At 38.9% G+C, this 20,455-nt stretch carries 25 protein-coding genes; 3 read left to right on the top strand and 22 right to left on the bottom strand.

The genetic code is table 11. The annotated features are described in order from the left end of the window. Positions 1-197 precede the first annotated feature (197 nt). The 3 genes from ACGTNH_RS04370 to ACGTNH_RS04360 all read right to left on the bottom strand — a co-directional run bounded on the left by ACGTNH_RS04370 (position 198) and on the right by ACGTNH_RS04360 (position 1,841). Positions 198-512, bottom strand: a complete 315-nt coding sequence (locus tag ACGTNH_RS04370) for a hypothetical protein (protein WP_394585243.1) — start codon at positions 510-512, stop codon at positions 198-200. Positions 513-575: 63 nt separating this feature from the next. Beyond that, the gene (locus ACGTNH_RS04365; protein WP_394585242.1) at positions 576-1,421 is read right to left on the bottom strand and encodes a manganese catalase; all 846 of its coding nucleotides are present in this window, start codon (positions 1,419-1,421) and stop codon (positions 576-578) included. Positions 1,422-1,577: 156 nt separating this feature from the next. Then, positions 1,578-1,841 (bottom strand): hypothetical protein, encoded by a 264-nt coding sequence (locus ACGTNH_RS04360; protein ID WP_394585240.1) that lies wholly within the window; start codon positions 1,839-1,841, stop codon positions 1,578-1,580. A 75-nt stretch (positions 1,842-1,916) separates the two neighbouring features. Here ACGTNH_RS04360 and ACGTNH_RS04355 point away from each other — a divergent pair, with 75 nt between their 5' ends. Next, positions 1,917-2,099 carry a hypothetical protein gene (locus ACGTNH_RS04355; RefSeq protein ID WP_394585239.1) on the top strand — a complete coding sequence of 61 codons (183 nt, stop codon included), beginning with the start codon at positions 1,917-1,919 and terminating at the stop codon, positions 2,097-2,099. A gap of 27 nt (positions 2,100-2,126) precedes the next feature. Here ACGTNH_RS04355 and ACGTNH_RS04350 read toward each other — a convergent pair whose 3' ends face one another. The 13 genes from ACGTNH_RS04350 to ACGTNH_RS04290 form a co-directional block, all read right to left on the bottom strand. Further along, positions 2,127-2,309 (bottom strand): hypothetical protein, encoded by a 183-nt coding sequence (locus ACGTNH_RS04350; protein ID WP_394585237.1) that lies wholly within the window; start codon positions 2,307-2,309, stop codon positions 2,127-2,129. Between the two features lie 194 nt (positions 2,310-2,503). Then, positions 2,504-2,689 (bottom strand): hypothetical protein, encoded by a 186-nt coding sequence (locus tag ACGTNH_RS04345; RefSeq protein WP_394585236.1) that lies wholly within the window; start codon positions 2,687-2,689, stop codon positions 2,504-2,506. After that, a complete protein-coding gene (locus ACGTNH_RS04340) occupies positions 2,686-3,942 on the bottom strand; it encodes a helix-turn-helix domain-containing protein (RefSeq protein WP_394585235.1) in 1,257 nt (418 codons plus the stop codon). Before ACGTNH_RS04340 ends, ACGTNH_RS04345 begins: the two co-directional genes overlap by 4 nt. Before the next feature lie 150 nt (positions 3,943-4,092). Continuing rightward, positions 4,093-4,350, bottom strand: a complete 258-nt coding sequence (locus tag ACGTNH_RS04335) for a response regulator transcription factor (protein ID WP_394585234.1) — start codon at positions 4,348-4,350, stop codon at positions 4,093-4,095. Between the two features lie 483 nt (positions 4,351-4,833). Next, positions 4,834-5,022, bottom strand: coding sequence for a hypothetical protein (locus ACGTNH_RS04330; RefSeq protein WP_394585232.1), 189 nt, complete (start codon positions 5,020-5,022; stop codon positions 4,834-4,836). Between the two features lie 11 nt (positions 5,023-5,033). Beyond that, complete coding sequence (locus ACGTNH_RS04325; RefSeq protein WP_394585230.1) at positions 5,034-5,744, bottom strand: ABC transporter ATP-binding protein; 711 nt, start codon at positions 5,742-5,744, stop codon at positions 5,034-5,036. Positions 5,745-5,758: 14 nt separating this feature from the next. Continuing rightward, entirely contained in the window at positions 5,759-6,355 is a 597-nt protein-coding gene (locus ACGTNH_RS04320) for a hypothetical protein (RefSeq protein ID WP_394585227.1), read from the bottom strand. 16 nt (positions 6,356-6,371) lie between these two features. Next, positions 6,372-6,893 carry a stage II sporulation protein M gene (locus ACGTNH_RS04315; RefSeq protein ID WP_394585226.1) on the bottom strand — a complete coding sequence of 174 codons (522 nt, stop codon included), beginning with the start codon at positions 6,891-6,893 and terminating at the stop codon, positions 6,372-6,374. Continuing rightward, positions 6,868-8,385 (bottom strand): hypothetical protein, encoded by a 1,518-nt coding sequence (locus tag ACGTNH_RS04310; protein ID WP_394585224.1) that lies wholly within the window; start codon positions 8,383-8,385, stop codon positions 6,868-6,870. Before ACGTNH_RS04310 ends, ACGTNH_RS04315 begins: the two co-directional genes overlap by 26 nt. 93 nt (positions 8,386-8,478) lie before the next feature. Continuing rightward, positions 8,479-8,721 (bottom strand): hypothetical protein, encoded by a 243-nt coding sequence (locus tag ACGTNH_RS04305; RefSeq protein ID WP_394585223.1) that lies wholly within the window; start codon positions 8,719-8,721, stop codon positions 8,479-8,481. Between the two features lie 84 nt (positions 8,722-8,805). Further along, positions 8,806-9,990 (bottom strand): ABC transporter permease, encoded by a 1,185-nt coding sequence (locus ACGTNH_RS04300; protein WP_394585222.1) that lies wholly within the window; start codon positions 9,988-9,990, stop codon positions 8,806-8,808. Positions 9,991-10,024: 34 nt separating this feature from the next. Further along, positions 10,025-10,684 carry an ABC transporter ATP-binding protein gene (locus ACGTNH_RS04295; protein ID WP_394585220.1) on the bottom strand — a complete coding sequence of 220 codons (660 nt, stop codon included), beginning with the start codon at positions 10,682-10,684 and terminating at the stop codon, positions 10,025-10,027. Next, positions 10,677-11,798, bottom strand: coding sequence for an efflux RND transporter periplasmic adaptor subunit (locus tag ACGTNH_RS04290; protein ID WP_394585218.1), 1,122 nt, complete (start codon positions 11,796-11,798; stop codon positions 10,677-10,679). Before ACGTNH_RS04290 ends, ACGTNH_RS04295 begins: the two co-directional genes overlap by 8 nt. A 321-nt stretch (positions 11,799-12,119) precedes the next feature. On the opposite strand from ACGTNH_RS04290, the gene ACGTNH_RS04285 reads away from it, so the two are divergent. After that, positions 12,120-13,193: an LptM family lipoprotein gene (locus ACGTNH_RS04285; RefSeq protein WP_394585216.1), complete on the top strand. Its 1,074-nt coding sequence runs from the start codon at positions 12,120-12,122 to the stop codon at positions 13,191-13,193. A 167-nt stretch (positions 13,194-13,360) separates the two neighbouring features. Here the strand turns inward: ACGTNH_RS04285 and ACGTNH_RS04280 are convergent, their stop codons facing one another. From ACGTNH_RS04280 to ACGTNH_RS04270, 3 genes are all read right to left on the bottom strand, one after another. After that, entirely contained in the window at positions 13,361-14,515 is a 1,155-nt protein-coding gene (locus ACGTNH_RS04280) for a CaiB/BaiF CoA transferase family protein (protein WP_394585214.1), read from the bottom strand. A 25-nt stretch (positions 14,516-14,540) separates the two neighbouring features. Beyond that, positions 14,541-15,386 (bottom strand): fumarate hydratase, encoded by an 846-nt coding sequence (locus ACGTNH_RS04275; protein WP_394585213.1) that lies wholly within the window; start codon positions 15,384-15,386, stop codon positions 14,541-14,543. Positions 15,387-15,552: 166 nt separating this feature from the next. After that, positions 15,553-16,404 (bottom strand): HpcH/HpaI aldolase/citrate lyase family protein, encoded by an 852-nt coding sequence (locus tag ACGTNH_RS04270; protein WP_394585212.1) that lies wholly within the window; start codon positions 16,402-16,404, stop codon positions 15,553-15,555. Between the two features lie 67 nt (positions 16,405-16,471). Here ACGTNH_RS04270 and ACGTNH_RS04265 point away from each other — a divergent pair, with 67 nt between their 5' ends. Beyond that, on the top strand, positions 16,472-17,350 hold the full coding sequence (locus ACGTNH_RS04265) for a LysR family transcriptional regulator (protein WP_394585210.1): 879 nt from the start codon (positions 16,472-16,474) through the stop codon (positions 17,348-17,350). Positions 17,351-17,362: 12 nt separating this feature from the next. On the opposite strand, the gene ACGTNH_RS04260 is transcribed toward ACGTNH_RS04265, so the two are convergent. The 3 genes from ACGTNH_RS04260 to ACGTNH_RS04250 all read right to left on the bottom strand — a co-directional run bounded on the left by ACGTNH_RS04260 (position 17,363) and on the right by ACGTNH_RS04250 (position 20,453). Further along, positions 17,363-18,556, bottom strand: coding sequence for an acyl-CoA dehydrogenase family protein (locus ACGTNH_RS04260; RefSeq protein ID WP_394585209.1), 1,194 nt, complete (start codon positions 18,554-18,556; stop codon positions 17,363-17,365). Between the two features lie 132 nt (positions 18,557-18,688). Further along, positions 18,689-19,753: a tartrate dehydrogenase gene (locus ACGTNH_RS04255; RefSeq protein WP_394585208.1), complete on the bottom strand. Its 1,065-nt coding sequence runs from the start codon at positions 19,751-19,753 to the stop codon at positions 18,689-18,691. Between the two features lie 19 nt (positions 19,754-19,772). Next, positions 19,773-20,453: a GntR family transcriptional regulator gene (locus tag ACGTNH_RS04250; RefSeq protein ID WP_394585207.1), complete on the bottom strand. Its 681-nt coding sequence runs from the start codon at positions 20,451-20,453 to the stop codon at positions 19,773-19,775. Positions 20,454-20,455: the final 2 nt, after the last annotated feature.

Raw genomic sequence — 20,455 nt, 5'->3', positions numbered from 1 at the left:
TCAAAGAGGAGAACTCACACTGAAGCATTCTATAATTATGGGAATAGATAATTACATAAGGATGTTTCACTGGTAAGGATCATAAGAAAGGAGTAAGAAGCCTTGAGGAAAAAAGAAATACGAAAAGCCGTGGGGGAGCAAAACTAGGTACGCTAGCTTCCCCCTCCACCGCATGTTAACGATCTCGAGCCATTTATCTAATTTAGCATATCCCATAGCCGGCCGTTCTCCATTTCAAAAAACTGCCCGAGCACGCCAAACGTACGGATCGTGATTTCTTCTCCTTCAGCATCTTCAAAGGTTTGTTCATAGGAAGCAAACAATCCCGTATTTCTATAATGAGAAGAACGAAACCACAAGGGACGATCCTCTTTCAAACAATTCCCTTTTGCGTCACACGCAATGCTGTATGTATTCTCTACCCATTTGTCATAAGCTGATGGAGATGGTGAAGTGGCCATCATTGTTACTGCTATGACTATAAAAACGTAAAAAATTCCCTTTTTCAACAAAATCAATAGTTCCTTTCTATACATCATAAAAGCAGGGAACTTTAAAAGCTCCCTGCCACTTAGTTATTGCTGTAAGTGATTTAAAGGATCTGGAGATGGAAGAGTCCCATGAATGAATGCTGGAGCCGGATTTAATACAGGCTTTTGCCCTTTAGCATCAGGAGACTGCACATAATTAAATGTTCCTTTACCATCAAGAGAACTGCCGTGAGCCCATCGTCCTTCACTGCTTTCTTCACCTTCAGAGAAATTCATAAATGAATAAGCGACATCCTGTTTTTCGTGATCGGAACTGAACGTACTAGGTACAACAGCACCTTCCATTTGTTCAAGCTCTTCTATCGCTGCCATCCACTGATTTTGGTGCATCTTATCGCGGGCGATTAAGAATGAAAGCATATCCCTCACCCCAGGATCCGTCGTCATCTCATAGAGACGTACGGCTTGAAGACGCCCTTGAGACTCTGCATTTAAATTGGCTCGAAAGTCTGCCAGCAAGTTGCCGCTGCCGATCGTGTAACGTGCATTCCACGGATACCCCGAGCTGTCATTCGGCTGTGCGCCTAATCCATTAACGATCGCATGCTGCGGGTTCATTCCGCCAAGCACCGCTTCGACTACTGGATCCTGTGCCGCCTGATCCTGATCATGAGCAGGCGCTCCTTCCAATAGCTGTGCAATCATTGTGGCAAGCATTTCAACATGCGCGATTTCTTCCGTTCCGATATCTAAAAGCATATCTCGATATTTGCTGTTCCCCCTGCAATTCCAACCCTGAAATAAATACTGCATCATTACAGAGATTTCTCCAAACTGGCCGCCTAAGATTTCTTGTAGTTTTTTAGCATAAACGGGGTCTGGCTGAGAGGGCTTGGCGTTATATTGTAATTCTTTAATATGTGAAAACATAGTGAGCACTCCTTAACAAAGATTCCTTCTTAAGGTGCTCACAAATCATGCATTTATGAGGAGAATAATTGCCAGTTGATGGTTATGTATACAAGGGAAGAAGCTGCGTAAGCTAATGGTTAACTATAAGACGTTGCAGCGTTTCAAACATTTTTTCTATCGCCTTTCCTTAAGGCTCCACAACAGACTCCCAAATAAAATGCCTCCCAGCATAAAAATACCAAGTGTTACTGCGAATTCAGGGACAACTCGTGTATCCAGTAACATAGATGGGGTTAGACCATTAAGGACGAGCTGTTGAAAGGCAAAAAATAAAACTCCTGTCACCAATCCCCACTTAACGATTCCATTAACTATAATAAATTTTCTCTTTCCCTGTTTTCTCGTTTCTTTCCATTTATCTAGATGTTTTTTCTCCAATGACATCCCCTCTCCTTTTCACTGCTGTAATACACTAAGTTCAAGAAATAACCTTTTAATACAGGAGTTGGTAACATGTTTCTCTTAATCACAGCTATCGTATCAATCGTCTTATGGAGCGCCGTAACCCACGAGCTTGGAAAACCTTCAGAACAGAAAAATAAAGAGCACGGGTTCAAAATTATAACGTTAATGTCTGCAGGTACGCTCTCTACCATAATTGTGACCTTTTCACTTTTTCAAAATTTCCAGCTTTAATTAGCATAGTAAGCCCGGCTCACTTCTCTATCCTTTCACTCTTTTACGCGCACGATATTCCGTGCCGAAATAAAACACAGCTATAAGAAACAAAAGGTTCGATAACATGAGGACAATTCCTCCCCATTCCCCGTTAAAAATCGTAATATGTACAAGCGTCATCGTGTGCATCAACACTAAGACAATAAATAGAACGACGGAACTTTTCAAGTCGATACCTCCTTTTGGATCAACTACAACTTTTCAACCCTTTATTAGTGATACGATTGAGAAACTAAAAAGTTTCCAGAGGCAAATAATTTTATGTAGAACTTTTTCCTGCTGCTCTCCACAGCAAAAAAGGCAGCAAAATCGCTGCCTTTCTCCATGACTATCCCTTGTATACCTAAGAGTGGTTGAAATTTTTACGAATCTGGATATTGATCATTATCAGGTACAACAATAATTGGACCATTAGGCGTCGGAGTTGGCAGGATATGAGAATAATCTTTAGAAACATTCACACTTCCATCAACCTGAGCAGCTAACGCGCCGTTTATTGGGAGTACACAAGCCAGACATAGTGAAGCAGCAATGATTTTTCTTTTCATAATAACAATTCCTCTCTATTTCGATTTGGATTTAAATTAATATACTTCTCTAAGTAATACGAGCATTTCTTGTATTGATTAATGTTCTTATATAAGTCTGCTAAAAGTAACAGACATTCTTGATAAACAACTGGATGATGAAGTTCAAAGTATCGAAGGGCCGTCCCTTCTAATAAATTGATTAATTCTTTCTCATTTCCTAACGCATACAACTTTGATATTTTAAATTTGTAGTACATGACCAGGTCGTTCTGGCTTAATTCCAGCCCTTTATCCAGGTAGTCCATCATCTTTTGATGATTGCCCTTGCCCTTATAAATATGAGCTAAGAAATATAACGTAGTAATGGTTTCTTCATCCTCTTCCTTCAATTCCGAGGATGCATCAAAGTATTCCACGGCCTGATCCATCTCTCCCAGGTACAAAAACGCGATGCCTAAGTTATGATAAATACGGCTCAAATAGGCCTCATTAATACTTTCCCCGTTGTTATGAATTAAGTTAAGAAAAATTTCTTTAGAGTCGTTAAATTTTCCCTGCTTACTGTAATTGATGCCCGTAATCATATTACATTCTATAATTCGTCTTAAGTTTAAGGGGGCATTATAATATCGTAATGCTTCCATTAAATAGTTGTTAGATTCAGCAAAGTGATTAAGCTTTGAATTTAAAAGACCTAGTTGGTACAGTAACTCAACATCGACTTTTTTCAATAGTTTCATATGTTTTTCCGCATCCAGATAAACGTTCAATGAATCCTTCAAGGCTCCTATTCGATGATAATAAAGCCCTTTCACTTTAAGGTATTTAAATTGAAAATCATCCGGCAGAAGCTTAAAATGCTCATCTGTCAACTCCAAATAATCAGGCACCTCATCATACTTTTTGTCTTTCGTGTTGAAATACGCTAGTACAATGCCGCACCCAGCTTTGATAAGTGGATGGTTACTCTGATCGTAGCCTTCCAGGATTTGTGGGATTAAATCTCTTCCCTGCGCGTAAGTCTTAGTGTCCTCCAGCAATTCAAATACGTTTCGTATGTTATCCAGCATTTTCGTTTTATCAAAAACTTCTAAGTCCTCAGGGTCTAAGTTAAGGCGTGCGAGTAAATGATCTAATATACCTTCATGTGGTGTAATAAGGTTATTCTCAATCTTACTTATGTAAGTAATGGAACAAATTCCTTCACTTAACTCTTGTTGAGTTAACTTTAATTGTCTTCTTCTGCTTTTTAAAAGTAATCCAATCCCCATGTCCTACTCCGCACCCCACTTTAAATATCTAGTCGAATTTAGTTATAAAAGAAGGATATTTTTCCATCCTCTATTATAATAACATTTAAAATGGGTGAATTGGACCAAAATTAGATAATTTTACTATTATAATGAACTTAGAAGATACCCCTAGCTGCTTTCTTTAAGAGTAGAATTGGATGGACTTTGGTCTTTATTCTGCCATAATTCCCCCGGCACTAAAAGCTTGAGATCATAAGCTCGTGCCACGATCCCTACACGTGTCTGCACATCAAAACGTCTAATCATTTTGCTTATGTGATAGTCGATAGTGCGGGTCGAATACATCAATTCAAAAGCGATTTCCTTATTAGGTTTTTCCTGGGCAATCATCCTTATAATATTTTTTTCTTTTTGCGAAAGGTTCATGTATTTCCCCCTTTTTGCTGTGATTACTATTATCTTAGCAGGAAAAAGGCCTGCTTTGTATTGATAAATTTTCAGAAAAATTCAGCGAAAAGTCCCGGAAAATATAATTATTTTTTCACAATTTTCCCGTGAAATCTCCATAATAAAAAGCAGCTTATCTAATAAGCTGCCCAGGCTGTTGAGAAAAAGATCGTAAAATTCCTTGATTTAGATAGTGTAAAGGGTTTGATGAAACGACTCCATTTCCCGCAGGCGTCTCACCGTTTCCTCAAACCCTTTTTCGAAATAGATGACTGGCAAAATCATTTACTCAAGCTGTGAAACAGCTTTTGCAAAAGGGCCTTCACATTACGAAAGTTTCAAGATTCCATTCTGGTTAAAGGAACGGAGAAAGTGCCGACTCCTGCCGGAACAGCGCGAGCCGCAGTATGTTGGCGAAGCGTCACCGTAAAGCTACCCAAGAAGCCGCTCCTCTAACCTTAGTTAAATCGTAAAAATTAGTATCGAACCTATTACAAACCCAGCCGAAGACGTCACCACCCAAAAAGTCACAAGTTTACCTTTACTAATCTCACTCTTTTTATATCCAAAGAAGAATAATACATTCAAAAACCCTACCACGAGGAAAACTAATACAATGCAGGCAATAATAAATAAACTAGCAGGCTCCATATCGATTCTCCTTAATTTAAATTTTGAAGAATTTGATCTTCAAATATTCCTTTATCCGTTTCTTTAAAATCTTCGCTTAGACGTGTTGCTTTGCCGTCATTTAATATATAGATGGTATCGGCAATATCCTGACAAAAGGACATATCATGGGTAGTGATTAACAACGACTTGTTATCTTCTTTAAACTTCAGCAGTCGTTTCTTTAGAAAGTTAATACTTAAGAGATCCAATCCTATGGTAGGTTCATCCATGACGATTAATTCTGGGTTTACAATATCCATAAAGCACAGGCTCAGCTTTTGGCGCATTCCCCGGGAATATAACTTAACCAGCTGGTTGGAAGCGTCTTTTAGTTCATAGTTTTCCAAGAGATCCAGTAATTCTTTTTCTTTCATTTTTTTCTTATAAATGTGGCTGTAATACTTCAAGTTCTCCATTCCCGTAAGATATTCTATGAAAATCGGTTCATCTGGAATATAGCCTAGCTCTGCCTTTACTTTTTTAGGGAAAGGGATCGTCAGCTGCTCTTTGTTAAATACGATTTCTCCCTCATCCGGACTCATTAAGCCTAAGATGGTTTTGACTAATGTTGTTTTACCGGCACCGTTTGGACCAACTAAAAAGGCGATTTCACTTTTTTCTACATTCAACGATAACCCTTTTAATATATGGTTTTCTTCGTACTTTTTATGAATACCTTCTAACTGTAAAGTCTTCTTCAATCCCCGCACCTCCCTTAAAAGTTCAGAAACATTTGAACGGTAAATCCGAGCGTAAGATAAATCGAAAGCACGACGACCGGAGAATACGTAAACGTGTTTCTTTTATAAAATTCTTTACCGAATACATACGCCTGCAGGACACCGATTAATAACCAGTATAATCCCGGAGTGACGCCTTCCATCGTTTTTAATGAGACGTTCGTCATCATCATAAAAAGTCCTAATACAATGAAGTTGGCTGCCACGACGTAAATACTTTTATAAAAACATGTGACGATATCCTTAAAGCTGTTTCTTTCCTGCGAGATTTTTCTCACTTTATTCTCGGTTTTATTAAAGATTAAAATAAAGATACTTAAGATATAGATAATAAGCAGTGTGTTAACGAATTGGAGCGGAACTTGAAAATACATGCTCGTCATTATGTCTAAAAAAGAATCAATGGTATTCTCTTCCGTCCCTGTCATCATACTCCCTGCTCCTTGTTTCATACTGTCAATGATAACGGTAAATTCCGTAACTGACTGACTGTAGAAATAAGCGTAAAACATAACAGACGCCATCAATATCGCTAAAATAAGATAATTGTTTCTAAAAATACTTCGATCCATACCCTTCCTCAACTCCTTACTTCATTGTAATCGTAATTTCCACTACCGCCGCAGCAATATTTAACAAAAGCACCAGAACAAAGGCCAGGCCGATATATTTCAAGTAAAACCTATAGTTGATTTTCTTTTTACTGTGCGCTTTTTTTATTAGTAAAAGAATGGGTAAAAAGCCTACAGATGTACTAATAAGTAACGAAGGAATTTCAAAGACGCCGTGCGGGATAATGTTCCACAAAATTTCTCCAAGGGCCAGGTTTTCTGATGAATAGCTCATAAGAGAGCCAATGCTGAATCCATTGATTCCTGCGATTCCTATGTTAACGAATCCAAATGATAGAATCCCTGCAAAGAAAATCAAGCTTATAATGGTGTTGTTAACGAAGATATCCCATATGTTGAACGATATATCCGCTTCCTCATATGGAATGTCCATGGAATATCCGGCGATATAGGAAATCACATAAATCATGAGGGCAATGACATAACTGAAGATAAGCACATTATCTATTTTCTTAACCGATTGCATCACTATATTCACCATAAAATTCCTTTCGTGTAGATTTCACTCGTTTGACCATAATGGCGTACAACACTAAATGAATAGCTGAAATCAACAGTGCAGAAAACAGATAAACATTTACATTGAGTAAAGAGAGTATTGTGATTACTGAAATGTTGAAATAAGCAATCACTGCCGTAAATAGAATCGTTTTGGTCGCTGCGAGCTTATGCGGAATCATAAACTGATTGGAATATGAAGTCTTATACGTATTTGTATAGTTGGCTACGACCGAGTAAAGGACGATAAACGTCATGACGATCGGCAGTAACATTAATGTTTCTTGTAAATTACTATTAAAAATGACAGATAGTAATAGATAGACATACAAGACAACGCCGATGAGAATTCGGGAAATTAATTTGGACTTAGAAAGCAGTAAATCCGATATTTGATATCCTGATAATATGTAGTAAATGACGTATTGTCTCTCATGACCAAGAGCCGTTTTTGTATAAGTGCTCATAAGATTCATTACTTCAGTAAAAGTAATAATTAAGATAAGGGTAGGGCTTGCGATAAGCGTTATATAACCGAGTGCCTTTAGAATAAGTATGATTGCAAAGGCAATGAAATAAGAAATGCACCTTTCTGCGATTTTAGAACTAACACCCTTTTCATGAAGCAGAAGATATTCTTTTCTCCACAATATTCTCTTAAACGAGAACGTTTTTTTGAGAAAAGCGCCCATTCTGTTCATTGGATTTAAAATGTTTTTCTTATCGTTGTAACTGTACGTAAGAACTTTTAAAACATATGAAAGTATCATAAGCGGTAAAGCATAAAGAATGAGCGTTTGAGCAAAATTATATTCGATCAAGCTGACATAATCCTCCACGGCAAAGGAATATTTACTGATTAAATCCAAAGGGGTTTCTCCCTGATTGTATAAACTGTCAAACCACCGTGTAATATTGCCTGCAATAATCAGCACTAAAGTAAGAAGTAAAGACTTAAGGAGAAGAGAGAATAAAGGAAACAGTATAAAATTAGTAATGATGTTGTGGCTGAATATTAAAGCGACGTTTCTAGCTAGCAAATACAATAGACAGTAGCAGCAAAGATAAAGAGCAAGCGTCGCGACATTTGTTCCGGCTACAGCCATGGCTCCTAAGAGTGTGGCAAAAATAATAAAAACCTCAACTAACGTCACAAGTTCATACTTAATCCCTTTTAAAAGCAGAAACCCTGTTTTATGAATAGGAAAGATATTCACCAGCCTGCTTTTGTCCGTTTGAAGATAGTCGAGATAAATATCTTTATTTAAACTGATCCCTAACATAATGGAGAGGGAAAGCCCGGCATTGAGATAAATAAATTCATTCACTTGCATCCTGTTCACAATATAAAATAGTAAGGAAAAAAACATAAATGCGAGAAGAAAAAGCAGTACTTTATTAAAAGTGATCGTGAACGAAGATTTATACTCTCGATAGATCCCTTTACATTCTAGTAATAGTATTTTTAACATGTTATCCACCAGCTTTTTTATATGTATATGATTTTAAAATAATAGGATAAGGCCGCAGTTAGACAACTACTGACCTTATCCTATTCTGCTAAGCTACCAGGCAGTTACAGCTGCTTTTCCAGCTTTAATCTTTTTAACTAAGAATGGGTAAGAAATAAGAGCAACTAGAGCAACTCCAATCCCTACAACGCCTGTGCCTGCAATAAGTACGGCTGCTCCTCGTAATGTCAATGTTCCAGCATTATAAGCTGCAATAATCAAAGCACTGATTTTTCCAGCTGTTGCCGTCGTCATTCCGAAGGTAGCTACAAGTTTCATAAGTAAAGAATCCATCATTCACATCCTCCTTTCTTCATTTATTTCCTTACACCTTTATTTTACAATTCAACCAGTTAAATGGGAATTGCGTATCTTACTAAACTATCCAAAACGAAGGGCTTCCACTGGTTCTAATTTAGAAGCTTTGCGAGCCGGCAGTATGCCAAATATTATGCCTACGACTGTGGAGAAGGAGAGGCCGATGAATATGATCTCCCAGGAAAAATAAGCATCCCAGCCAATTAAAGAGGAAGCGAGAATGGTCGTCATATATCCGATGCCGATGCCTATAAGTCCTCCAACTAAAGACAATATGAGTGACTCTATTAAAAATTGGAAGAGAATCTGCTTTCTCGTCGCTCCAAGCGCCCGGCGAATTCCAATTTCATTCGTTCTTTCGGAGACAGAAACGAGCATCATATTCATCACCCCGATCCCTCCTACAAAAAGAGAGATGCTGGCAATGGCGCCTATAATATAAGTCATGATCATAGCGATCCGACTGATGCCTTGTGAAATCTCTTCCATATTAAGAACTTGGAAGGCATCCTCTGCGGCATGCCTTTCATTTAATAAAGTGACCGCTTCATTTCCTATGTCTTCTACTCGATTAATATCACTGACTTTTAATTTCACTTCACTATAATTGGAGCTGCCCATAATAGATTTGTATGTATCTTTAGGTAGAGAGATTTGCGCCCCGCCCCCGGAAAACAACCCCTCTTCCGAAGTCGAAACGCCTATGATTTTAATAGGCTGATCAGCCACCCATATCGTTTGATCGACTGCTTCTTCATGGCTGGAAAATAATTCACGGCTTAAGCCCGCATCAATCACCCCTACTTTGCGTGACTTTTCAAAATCAAAGCTTGTAAAATGACTGCCCGCCACGGTTTCGGTGATATCTTTCTTTTCCACCCCTACAATGGCCGCTTCTGCCGTCTTCGAATGGTAAGTTAATGTACTGGAGGCTTTGCTTGTTGCCAGTACTTCTTCCACACCTGAAATAGTAGAGAGTTCACGTATATCCTGCTCCATGAATTTTGGTTCGTCTAATACATTCGGATTGTTCTGGAGCTCTTCATCGGTAGGTTGATAGTAAAGCTCAATCGTTTCTTCATCCCCGGCCATCTGCTCTTTCAGCAACTGCTCTCCTCCACGCCCGATGGATACGATGAGGATAACAGCGGCAATACCTATGATAATCCCTATCGTAGTCAGTAAAGATCGCATCCGATTGACGAGTAAAGACGTAAACGCAATTTTAATATTTTCTAGAATACCCAAAGAAGTCCTTCCTTTACATTTCGATTAATAAAACTCATGCCAGCATCCCGTCCTTGACAGACATTACTTTCGTTGAATGACCCGCAATCTCAGGGTCATGAGTAATGATCACAATCGTGATTCCTTCATTGTTTAACAGTTTAAACGTATCCATAACCAACGCACTCGACTGACTGTCCAGCGAACCTGTAGGCTCATCGGCAAAAATTATTTTCGGATGATGAACAAGAGCACGGGCAATTGCCACTCGCTGCTTCTGCCCGCCTGATAGCTGGTTCGGTAAATAAGTTAAACGCTCCTCAAGCCCCACCTTCACGAGCGCCTCTCTTGCTCTCGCTTTTCTCTCTTTGCGGGGAACCCCTGCATAAACTAAAGGAAGCTGAACATTTTCACTAGCCGAAATGTTATTCAATAAGTGAAAGCTTTGAAAAACAAAACCTATATTTTCATTGCGTTCCTTAGAGAGCTCCGTATCGGTTAGTTGAGTAACATCTTTACCATCCATTTTATAAGTGCCGGAGGAGGGACGGTCTAAACACCCTAAAATATTCATTAACGTAGACTTTCCTGAACCGGAAGGGCCGATGATCGAAATAAAATCCCCTCTTTCGATTCTTAAATTAACGTCACTTAAGATGTTATGATATTGGCCGGCTGAGTGGATTGACTTGTCTACATCAGATAATTCAATCATTGCTAACTTCCACTTCCATTCCTTCTTTAACATGCTCCGGGTTTCTCACAACGGCATCCTCTCCCGTTAATCCTGAAATTACTTCTACTTTCTCTCCCAGCCGCACCCCATACTCGACCTCTTTCGAAACAGCTTTCCCATCTTCTACAACAAAAACGGTATGACTCTGCCCTTCACAAACGACACTTTCACGCGGGATCGTCAGTCCTCTTCTTTTTTCTAAAATGATATCTATGAGCAGCTTAAACCCCGGCTTAAGTTGTTCATACTGTTCCTGCTCATCTTCCGTAAATTCAATATCGACGGCATACTGCTTAGAAGCACGATCGTCTTGTACTTCTACTGCATCACTATTCACCGGCGTGTAGCCTATGCTTTTAACCTCCCCGGCCCACTTTTTATCATCTATCACGTCCGCCTGTATCACAGCTTCATCATTTTCTTTAATATGTACCGTTTCATCCTCCCCCACAACACCACTTGCGGAATATTGACTGAGGTTCGCAATCGTTACCATCGGTTCATTCATATCCTGGCTGCCTTTTAAATTAACAGTAAGTACCGTCCCATCTATTGGACTGGTTACTTCTAACTCTTCTTCCTTTGTATTGAGGGTCTCTAATTCCAGCATGATTTTATCTTTTTCAATTTGAGCATTATGTAATTCAAATTCAACCTGATCCAATTCAGTGGTCAGCTGAGTTACTACTTCCTTATCTTCTTTCGCTTTATGGATTTGGTCTTGTAACGAATGCTTTTGTTTATAAAGGGATTCAAGGGATAATTCTACTGATTGAAGCGATAAATTATGCTGTCGTCTTTCCTTAGAAAGGTTCTGATCCTCATACTCTAAGACCGGATCACCTTGCTTCACTTTCTCCCCTGCTTTTACAAATACCTCTTTCACCGTGCCTTTTTCTGTTTCTGAATAAATTTTCTCTTCGTTTTTTAACTCCAGAACTCCAGGGATGGATAAGGTTTCTTTCACTTCTTCCTCTTCTCCATAAATAACTTCTACGGTTACATCTTCTGTATTCTTAGCTTTCAGTACATTGAATGAAAAAACAACGACGATAAAAACAATGATGACTGTAATGAAAATTTTCCTTTTCAAACTAAAACTCCTTATTCATGTGGTCTTTTCAACTATTTTATCAAACTCTACGGATGTTTATATTGAAAAAAAAAGCGCTCTACTCCTGTTTAAACGGGGGTTTTTGTTCACATTTTTTCAACTTTTAAGGAAGATTTAATTACCCTGAAAAACCCCTGTTACTACTACATTTATATAACTATTGACTCAGTCTAACCTAAACAAACCATAAGACTTATTAATTATACGCTTCTGTAAACATTGAAAAATTAAGCATAATTAACTATACTATCATTGGTATGATTTTCCTGAAATTACAATAATAAACAGGGAGATGGAGAGATGGTTTTAAAGAAAAAGTGGTTCGTCATGTTGGCGGCAATTATTATGGTATTCGTATTAGCAGCTTGTGGAGATAAAGGAAAGGCTGAACAATCAAGCGGGGAGGAAGCAAATTACGATAATCCACGAAACCATACAGCCGAAGATTTTATGCCTTTAAGTGAGGGACTTGGAAAATACCCTGTTTGGATTGAAACAGATGAAAATCCTGTTCGGGATTCAAAGATTAATAACATTTATGTTTTTAATAACAGTCAATTAACCATTTATCCCTTAGATAATGGTGATATAGGAACAAGCGGAGTAGTACTAGAAGATATTTTAGATATGTCTGATGAGGAACTCATCAAATTCGCACGTAAAACAGTGAATAATCTATATGACGATTACGAAAAAGAGATTAAAGATAGAAAACTTTTTGATATAGAATCGTTTAATGAATCGCAAGAGGGGTTTCATATTTTTCTTGAGGATTACTTTGATAGAGAACACGAAGAAATCACAGAACCCTATTATAATGACCAAAAACCGATGAAGGAAAATATCTACTACGGCATTGAAGGCGAGCGAACTGATCCATCTCCAAGTAAATATTCTCTTGATATAAAGATAGATGATTTAGGCCAAACTACTGAAAAGATGGAGCTTATCGTACCTAATGCAACTTCTAAATTAGTGAATAATTCTGATTCCATAAGTTTTAGTGATTATATTGAGTTCTTATATTATGATCTTGATACCATTCTATTGAGCATGGAAGATCAAAAAATTTTTACAGAGCGTAAAGAAAGTTACGTTGAGAAACTTAACCAGTATGGAAATTTTATAGAAAATAACGATTTAGGGTTAAACCATCCGCAAAACTTTGTACCTCATCCATATACATGGGAAGAGAAAAACCAAGAACTTTCTATTAATACAACCAGCTTTAACGAGAAGATTTTCGATACAACTTTCTCGGGGATTAAAACAGGAAGCGGGAGTTTAGTAACACGAGTGGATGATTCGTTTATTGGTTTTAGATTAGATGATCCTGATACGGATAAGGAAAATGTAACAATTGAAGGAAATTAAGAAGGTGGCACATGCTGTAATCAGCGTGTGCCTATTTATATTACATATACGCTGAGTATAAAACGTCCCCCCAGCCGGGCACAGATGCTTATACCGGACAAAAAAATCGCACACCAATAAAATATCGATGTGCGTAAGATTCTTTCCTTTAAGGAACACTCTCAATATCACGTGGTCCACTGTTTATTTTCAACTTTGAATTCCTTCAAAATCTCTTCAGTGTGCTCCCCAATTTCAGGAATAGGATTCATTACTGTATCAAAATCCTCAAAGGTGACTGGCGGAATTAGTGCTTTTAATTTCCCAACAGGAGAATCTACTTCTCCCCAACGGTTTCTGTCCTTTAACTGAGGGTGATTGATGACATCTTTAACCGTATTCAAGTGGGCGTTAGCAATTTTGGCTTCTTCTAAAATATCGATCACTTGCTCTGAATTTAGTTTATCAAGTGCTTTTTCAATGATTTCCTTTAATTCTTCACTATTTTCAACTCGCTTGGAATTGTTATTAAACCGTCCGTCTTCTGCTAAATGGGGCTGTCCCAAAATTTTTTCGGTGAATTGTTTCCATTCTCTTTCATTTTGTATAGCAAGAAAGACCATCTTTTTATCTTTTGCTTGGAAGGGGCCATATGGATATATGGCTGCATGCCTTGCTCCTGTTCTTTTCGGATCTCGTCCCCCGTATTCCGAGAAATACATAGGGTACCCCATCCATTCGCATAATGCTTCCAACATGGAAACTTCCATAACGGTACCTTGGTTCGTTTTATATCTTGCAATAATCGCTGTCAACACTCCGGTATAAGCATACATCCCTGCAGCAATGTCAGCTACAGAAATTCCACTCTTCGAAGGTTCTTCTTCAGTCCCTGTGATAGAAACGAGCCCTGCTTCGCACTGAATCAGCAGGTCATACGCCTTCTTTTGGGTGTAAGATCCATTTGTGCCGTAACCGGATATTCCACATATAATGAGCTGCGGGTATCTCTCTCTTAAATCTTCAGCTGCAAAACCGAGTCGATCGACGGCACCGGGTGCTAAGTTGTGGAGAAACACATCGGCTTGCGATAAAATTTTATCTAAAGCTTCTTTTCCATTATCTGATTTTAAATTTAATGTAATAGATTCCTTCGAACGATTTAACCACACAAAGTGGCTCGACATTCCTTTAACCGTCTGATCGTATCCTCTGGCAAAGTCGCCTTCGTCCCTCTCGACTTTAATGACACGTGCCCCTAAATCGGCTAATTGCCTGGTTGCGAATGGGGCCGCTACTGCCTGCTCTAACGATACTACAGTAATCCCTTCTAACGGTAACATGTAAGTCCTCCTATATAATTAATATCTAGATAACTGCTTTTTTGTGGCGGCTGGCATGACAATTCAAGTTTACAGCTACTGGTAAGGCTGCTATATGACAAGGAGCGATTTCAATTTTTACGTCTAGTGCAGTCGTACTTCCTCCTAACCCTTGAGGGCCTATCCCTAAACGATTGATTTCCTCCATCAATTCTTCTTCCAGCTGCGCAATATCTTCGCGATCACTTCTTTCTCCTACGGGGCGGAACAAAGATTTCTTTGCTAATAGTGCACATTTTTCAAAATTGCCGCCAATACCAATTCCTACTACTAAAGGGGGACAAGCATTGGGGCCGGCTACCTTAACCGTGTCAATAATATATTCTTTGACACCCTTCAAGCCGTCTGAAGGTTTCAGCATCTTTAAGGTGCTCATGTTTTCAGCCCCGCCTCCTTTTGCTGTCATATGAATGGATAACGTATCTCCCGGTACCACATCTATATGAATGACTGAAGGAGAATTGTATTCTGAACTTTTATTTCTAGTAATCGGGTGATCTACAATGGAGTGACGGAGATAGCCTTCCTCGTAGCCTTTCATCACACCTTCATTAATAGCATCATTTAAATTCCCGCCCGTGATGTGACAATCCTGCCCTAGCTCGACAAAGAAAACTGATACACCTGTATCCTGGCACATGGGAACACGTTCACTAGTCGCTATATTAGCGTTCGTAATTAACTGATTTAATACATCCTTGCCTGTTTCAGATTCTTCTTCTTTTACCGCAGTCTTAAAAGCATTAACCACATCTTCTCCTAAATCATAATTCGCTTCCTGACACATCCCGGATACTTCCTCAACAATTTTTTCATAGGGGATGGTTTTCACTTCTTCCACCTTCTTTCAATAGGTTAGGGCTCTTCAACCTCGGATACTGGATACACAAGAAATGAAAATAAATATTGAACACCATTTTTAAGGGATTCAACTTAGCTTAAATAAACGGTTGCTAGTCACATAGACAAAAAACTGTTTTTCTTTTATTCTTTTTATATTATCCTAGTTTATCCAGCACTTGCTTGGCTTTTAAATACACGGGGTAATCGATCAGCTTATTTTTATATCTTATAGATGCTATACCTTGTTTTTCCGCTTCTTCAAATTTGTCTACAACCTCCTGGCAATAATTCATTTCTGCTTCAGAGGGAGAAAATAATTTATGAACGCTCTCGATTTGTTTTGGATGGATAATCAATTTCCCTTTAAAACCCAGCTGCCGTGCAAATGATGCTTCTTTTATTAAACCATCGTTATTACTCAGGTCAGGATATACGGCATCAATGGGAGAGTGTATCCCGGCAGCTCTTGACGCATTAACGATCTGAGAGCGGGCGAATAATAATTCCAGACCTTCCGGTGATAGTTGGCAGTCAATATCCAAAGAATAGTCGATAGATCCAAAAGCCAATCGGTCAATGTATTTACTTGCACTGGCAATTTCATAAGCCTGCTGAATCCCTTTGGCCGTTTCGATTAAAGGTATGATTCTAACTCCAGAATTGGTATCGCTTTCAATTCCTTGCTGTATTTTTTCACATAATCTTTCGATGTCCTGCGCGCACTCTGCTTTAGGGAGCATAATCCCATCTGCTTTTATCCGAATAGCGCAGGCCACATCCTCTTCCCAGAAAGAGGTATTCAGGCTATTAATTCGGATGAAAATTTGTTTATTGTACTCTAAATTATCAACAGAGCTTTTGATAACTTCTCTCGCTCTCTTTTTCTCGGTAAGTGCCACGGTATCCTCTAAGTCTATAATTATACTATCTGCTTCAGATCGTATAGCTTTTTCAACCATTTTCCCACTGGATGCAGGTACGAAAAGGTAGGAACGGCGGTTAAACATAGGAGTCAGAGACCTCCTTCTACTTATTATTTTCCTTCACTTTATAACAAAATAAAGGAGCTTCCCTATGGATATTTCCCAATTATATTATTTCATCGTTACAGCCGAACAAGAACATATGACGAAAGCTTCTGAAACGCTGGCACTATCGCAGTCTGCCTTGAGCCGATCCATTACATCATTAGAAAAAGAACTGGGAGTGTCTTTATTTGATCGAAAAAACCGACAAATATTTTTGAACAATCAAGGAAAAGCTTTTCTTAAGGATGCGAAGGAAATCGTTAATAAGGTAGAAGTTTCAAAAGAACAACTCCTCAACCTTACGAACGCCACGAACAGGAATGTGACTATATCTTATGTTCATAGTCTTGGCTTGAATTACATCCCTTCCTTATTAAATGCTTTTCAGAAAACTAATACGAATCATACACTCTCCCTGCACGAAGACAATGCAGAACTTATTATAAAAAACTTACTTACCGATGAAATAGATTTAGGATTTGCTACTCATTATAAACCTTTAGCCGATTTAATGTATTATCCTATCTTCAAAGAAAAAATTATATTGATTACATCGAAGAGCCATCGTTTCGCTGAAATGGAAGCTGTTCCTCTTGAAGAAATCATGGAGGAATCTTTCATCCATTACAATAAAAATACGGAGTTACGGAATGTGATTGATTCTAACTTATTTCAATATGACATCTATCCCAATGTGATTTATGAAGGATTGGAAATTAATAGTGTGATTGGGTTAGTTTCTGCCAACATGGGAATTGCCTTTGTGCCTGAATCAACTGTAAGGAACCTTCAGAACATCCACGTTTCTTCGATTCCGTCATTTGATTTAGAAAGAACAATCTACCTTATTCATAAAAAGAAAGATTATATCTCAAATGCCGCTCAGTCATTCAAGAATTTCACTTTCGATTTCACCTTTCATTAGGAAGTAAAGCGTTCAATAAGATCTTGGAAGCCCTAACACATGCTGGCCAATGTAAGCCATAATCATGTTGTTGCTGACAGGAGCTACTTGATACATTCTTGTTTCTCTAAATTTCCGTTCGACATCATATTCATCGACGAAGCCGTTGCCGCCATGTGTATCGAGGCAAGTATTTGCAGCCTGCCAGCTGGCTTCACTTGATAAGAACTTTGCCATGTTCGCTTGCTCTCCGCATTTCTCGTTATTATCAAACTTTCTTGCAGCTTCATATCTCACGGTATCAGCCGCTTTAACAGCCATATAAGCGCGTGACAATGGAAATTGGATGCCTTGGTTTTCTCCAATTTGTTTTTCAAACACTTTCCGTTTTTTAGCATAATCAGTGGCTCTGTCAATAAAGAAATAGCCGTCCCCAATAGCTTCAGCAGATAGGAGGATTCTTTCTGCATTCATTCCATCCAAAACGTAGCGGAACCCTTTACCTTCTTCACCAATTAAGCTGTTGAGAGGTACTTTCATATCGTTATACCATACTTTATTTGTTGCATAATTAAACATGGTTCGGACCGGTTCCACAACAAAGGATTCAGGCTGATTCTCTCTAATTTCCCGGAGATCAATTAAAAACAGGCTCAGTCCTTCGGTACGTTTATCGGGGTTAACTTCTTTCGTTCGAGCCAGCAGCATGACAAGATCAGATTGTAATACCCTGCTCGTCCAGTTTTTGTGTCCATTGATCACATATCCATCTGATGTTTTCTCAGCAAACGTCTCAATAGCTGTCGTGTTGGATCCAGCGTTAGCTTCTGTTACTGAAAAAGCCTGAAATTTAATCGAACCATCCGCAATGCCAGGTAAATAAGTTCTTTTCTGTTCTTCACTTCCATGCTTCAGTAATGCTCCCATCGTATACATTTGCGCATGACAGCCGGCAGCATGGCCTCCAGATCGGTTAATTTCTTCAAGTACGATGGTGGCTTCTGTCATCCCATATCCTTTCCCACCGTATTCTTTTGGAATCAGGATGGATAGATAGCCGGATTTCGTTAATTCTTCTACAAATTCATAGGGATACTGCCGCTCCTTATCTAACTTCTGCCAGTATGTATTTGGAAACTTACTGCATAACTCTCGGACATCTTGCCTGAGTGCCTCTCTTTCATTTTCAGACAGCGACTGAAACCCCTGTTCTTGTAATTTTTCCATTTTAGCACTCTCCTAGCTTTTATATTTTTAAAAATTCAAAAAAATATATTTGTACTTTTAATTATAAAGGGAGATCTGAGGAACGAACAAAGCAAAAATTGCATCTATTTCATGTATTAATCTCATAGATACCTATTGTAAAACAGTAGAAAATCGATCAATGATCGCATTCGTCACTTCTTCCGTTGAACTGGTTCCGCCAATATCAGGGGTTTTCACTCCATCTTTCAACACATGCTCCATAGCTTTTAGAAGTTCGGCTCCCGCTTCACTTTCTCCAAGGTGATCCAGCATCATCTTAGCCGTCCAGATTTGACCAATCGGGTTTGCTAGATTTTGTCCGACTATATCCGGGGCAGATCCATGGACGGGTTCAAACATAGAAGGATACTTTTGGTTGAGATTAAGATTACCAGAAGGCGCAATCCCAATGCTTCCCATAATAGCCGATCCTAAATCTGTTAATATGTCTCCAAATAAGTTACTGGCTACAATCACGTCAAAACTATGCGGCTTCGTAACCATGAAGGCAGAAAGTGCGTCAATATGAAAATTTTCAACTTTTACTGCAGGATAATCACTAGATAATTCTTTTAATACCTCATCCCAAAATGGCATGGAATGGACAATTCCATTTGATTTTGTCGCACTTGTCAGCCTGGAGTCTCTCGTTTCAGCTAACTGATAGGCATAATTCATCACACGCGAAACAGCCTTTTTAGTAAAGACTGCATTTTGTACGACTACCTCATCCTCGCCTGAGTGCACTCTCCCACCCGAACTGCTGTATTCTCCTTCGCTGTTTTCTCTAACAACTATGAAATCAAAATCGTTCGGATGAGAGAGCGGCGATGCTATCCCTTCCAATTGTTTAGCTGGTCTAATGTTTACGACTTGTTCGAATTCCCTGCGAATTTTCAGCAGTAATCCATTTAAAGAGATATGATCTGGTACAAGAGAAGGATCTCCTACTGCTCCTAAAAATATGACATCACTTTGTTCAAGCTGTGCCATCCCATCCTCCGGCATCATTCTTCCATGCTGCATGTAATAGTCTGATCCCCAAGGAAACTCCTGGTAGGACAGCTTAAAACCTCCATGGATTTCACTAAGTTTATTTAACACACGAATTGCTTCAGGTACTACTTCTTTCCCAATCCCATCTCCAGGTATGACGGCTATCTCGAACTTCTTCATCTCATCCTCTCCTAACTGATTAGTTATTTACTTCCTCATTACTCGTAACCATCTTAATCAATTCATCCCTGGTTCTAAGGATATGATTTACAGTCACTTCTTTAAGCTTGTCCGCATCTCTCGCAATAGCATATTCGACCATTAAACGGTGCTCCTTATGAGCTTCCTCCAGGTGATTAGGCAGTACACTCGGCGTATAAGAAGGTATTCCTTTCCATAACGTATCAATGAAACCTTGTGTTCTCCTCCAGGGACAGCCGCTTCGTAAAACTTTATGAAACTCCGCATTCAGGCTTAAGTACTCTTTAACGTCTTTACTATCCGCATTTAATTCAATCATTTGATTGTACAGGGAATCCAGTTTTTCCAAGTCATGCTGTTCTAAATAAGGAACGGACTTAACGATCGCTTCCCCTTCTAAAAGTGCACGGAGTTGATAGATTTCCTTAATATCTTCTTCAGAAATAGGGGTGACAATGGCGCCTTTTCTCGGTTCTATTCTTACGAGACCTTCCAGTTCTAGTTGTCTTAATGCATCTCGAATGGGCATTCGGCTTACCCCGAGTTTTTCAGCCCACTCTTCCTGCATAAGGCGTTCCCCCATTTTAAACTCACCTTTTAAAATCAATTCCCGCAATTTGGTCGTCACTTTAAATTGTAGAGTCGTCCGGTCAAAGTTCTCTATTTTGTAATCTGCCAAGG

Origin of the sequence: Halobacillus sp. B23F22_1 (genome assembly GCF_043497005.1) — a bacterium.
Classification (GTDB): Bacteria; Bacillota; Bacilli; order Bacillales; family Halobacillaceae; genus Halobacillus_A.
The sequence above is the reverse complement of the archived record's forward strand: the minus strand, read 5'-3'. Positions and strand labels throughout refer to the sequence as shown.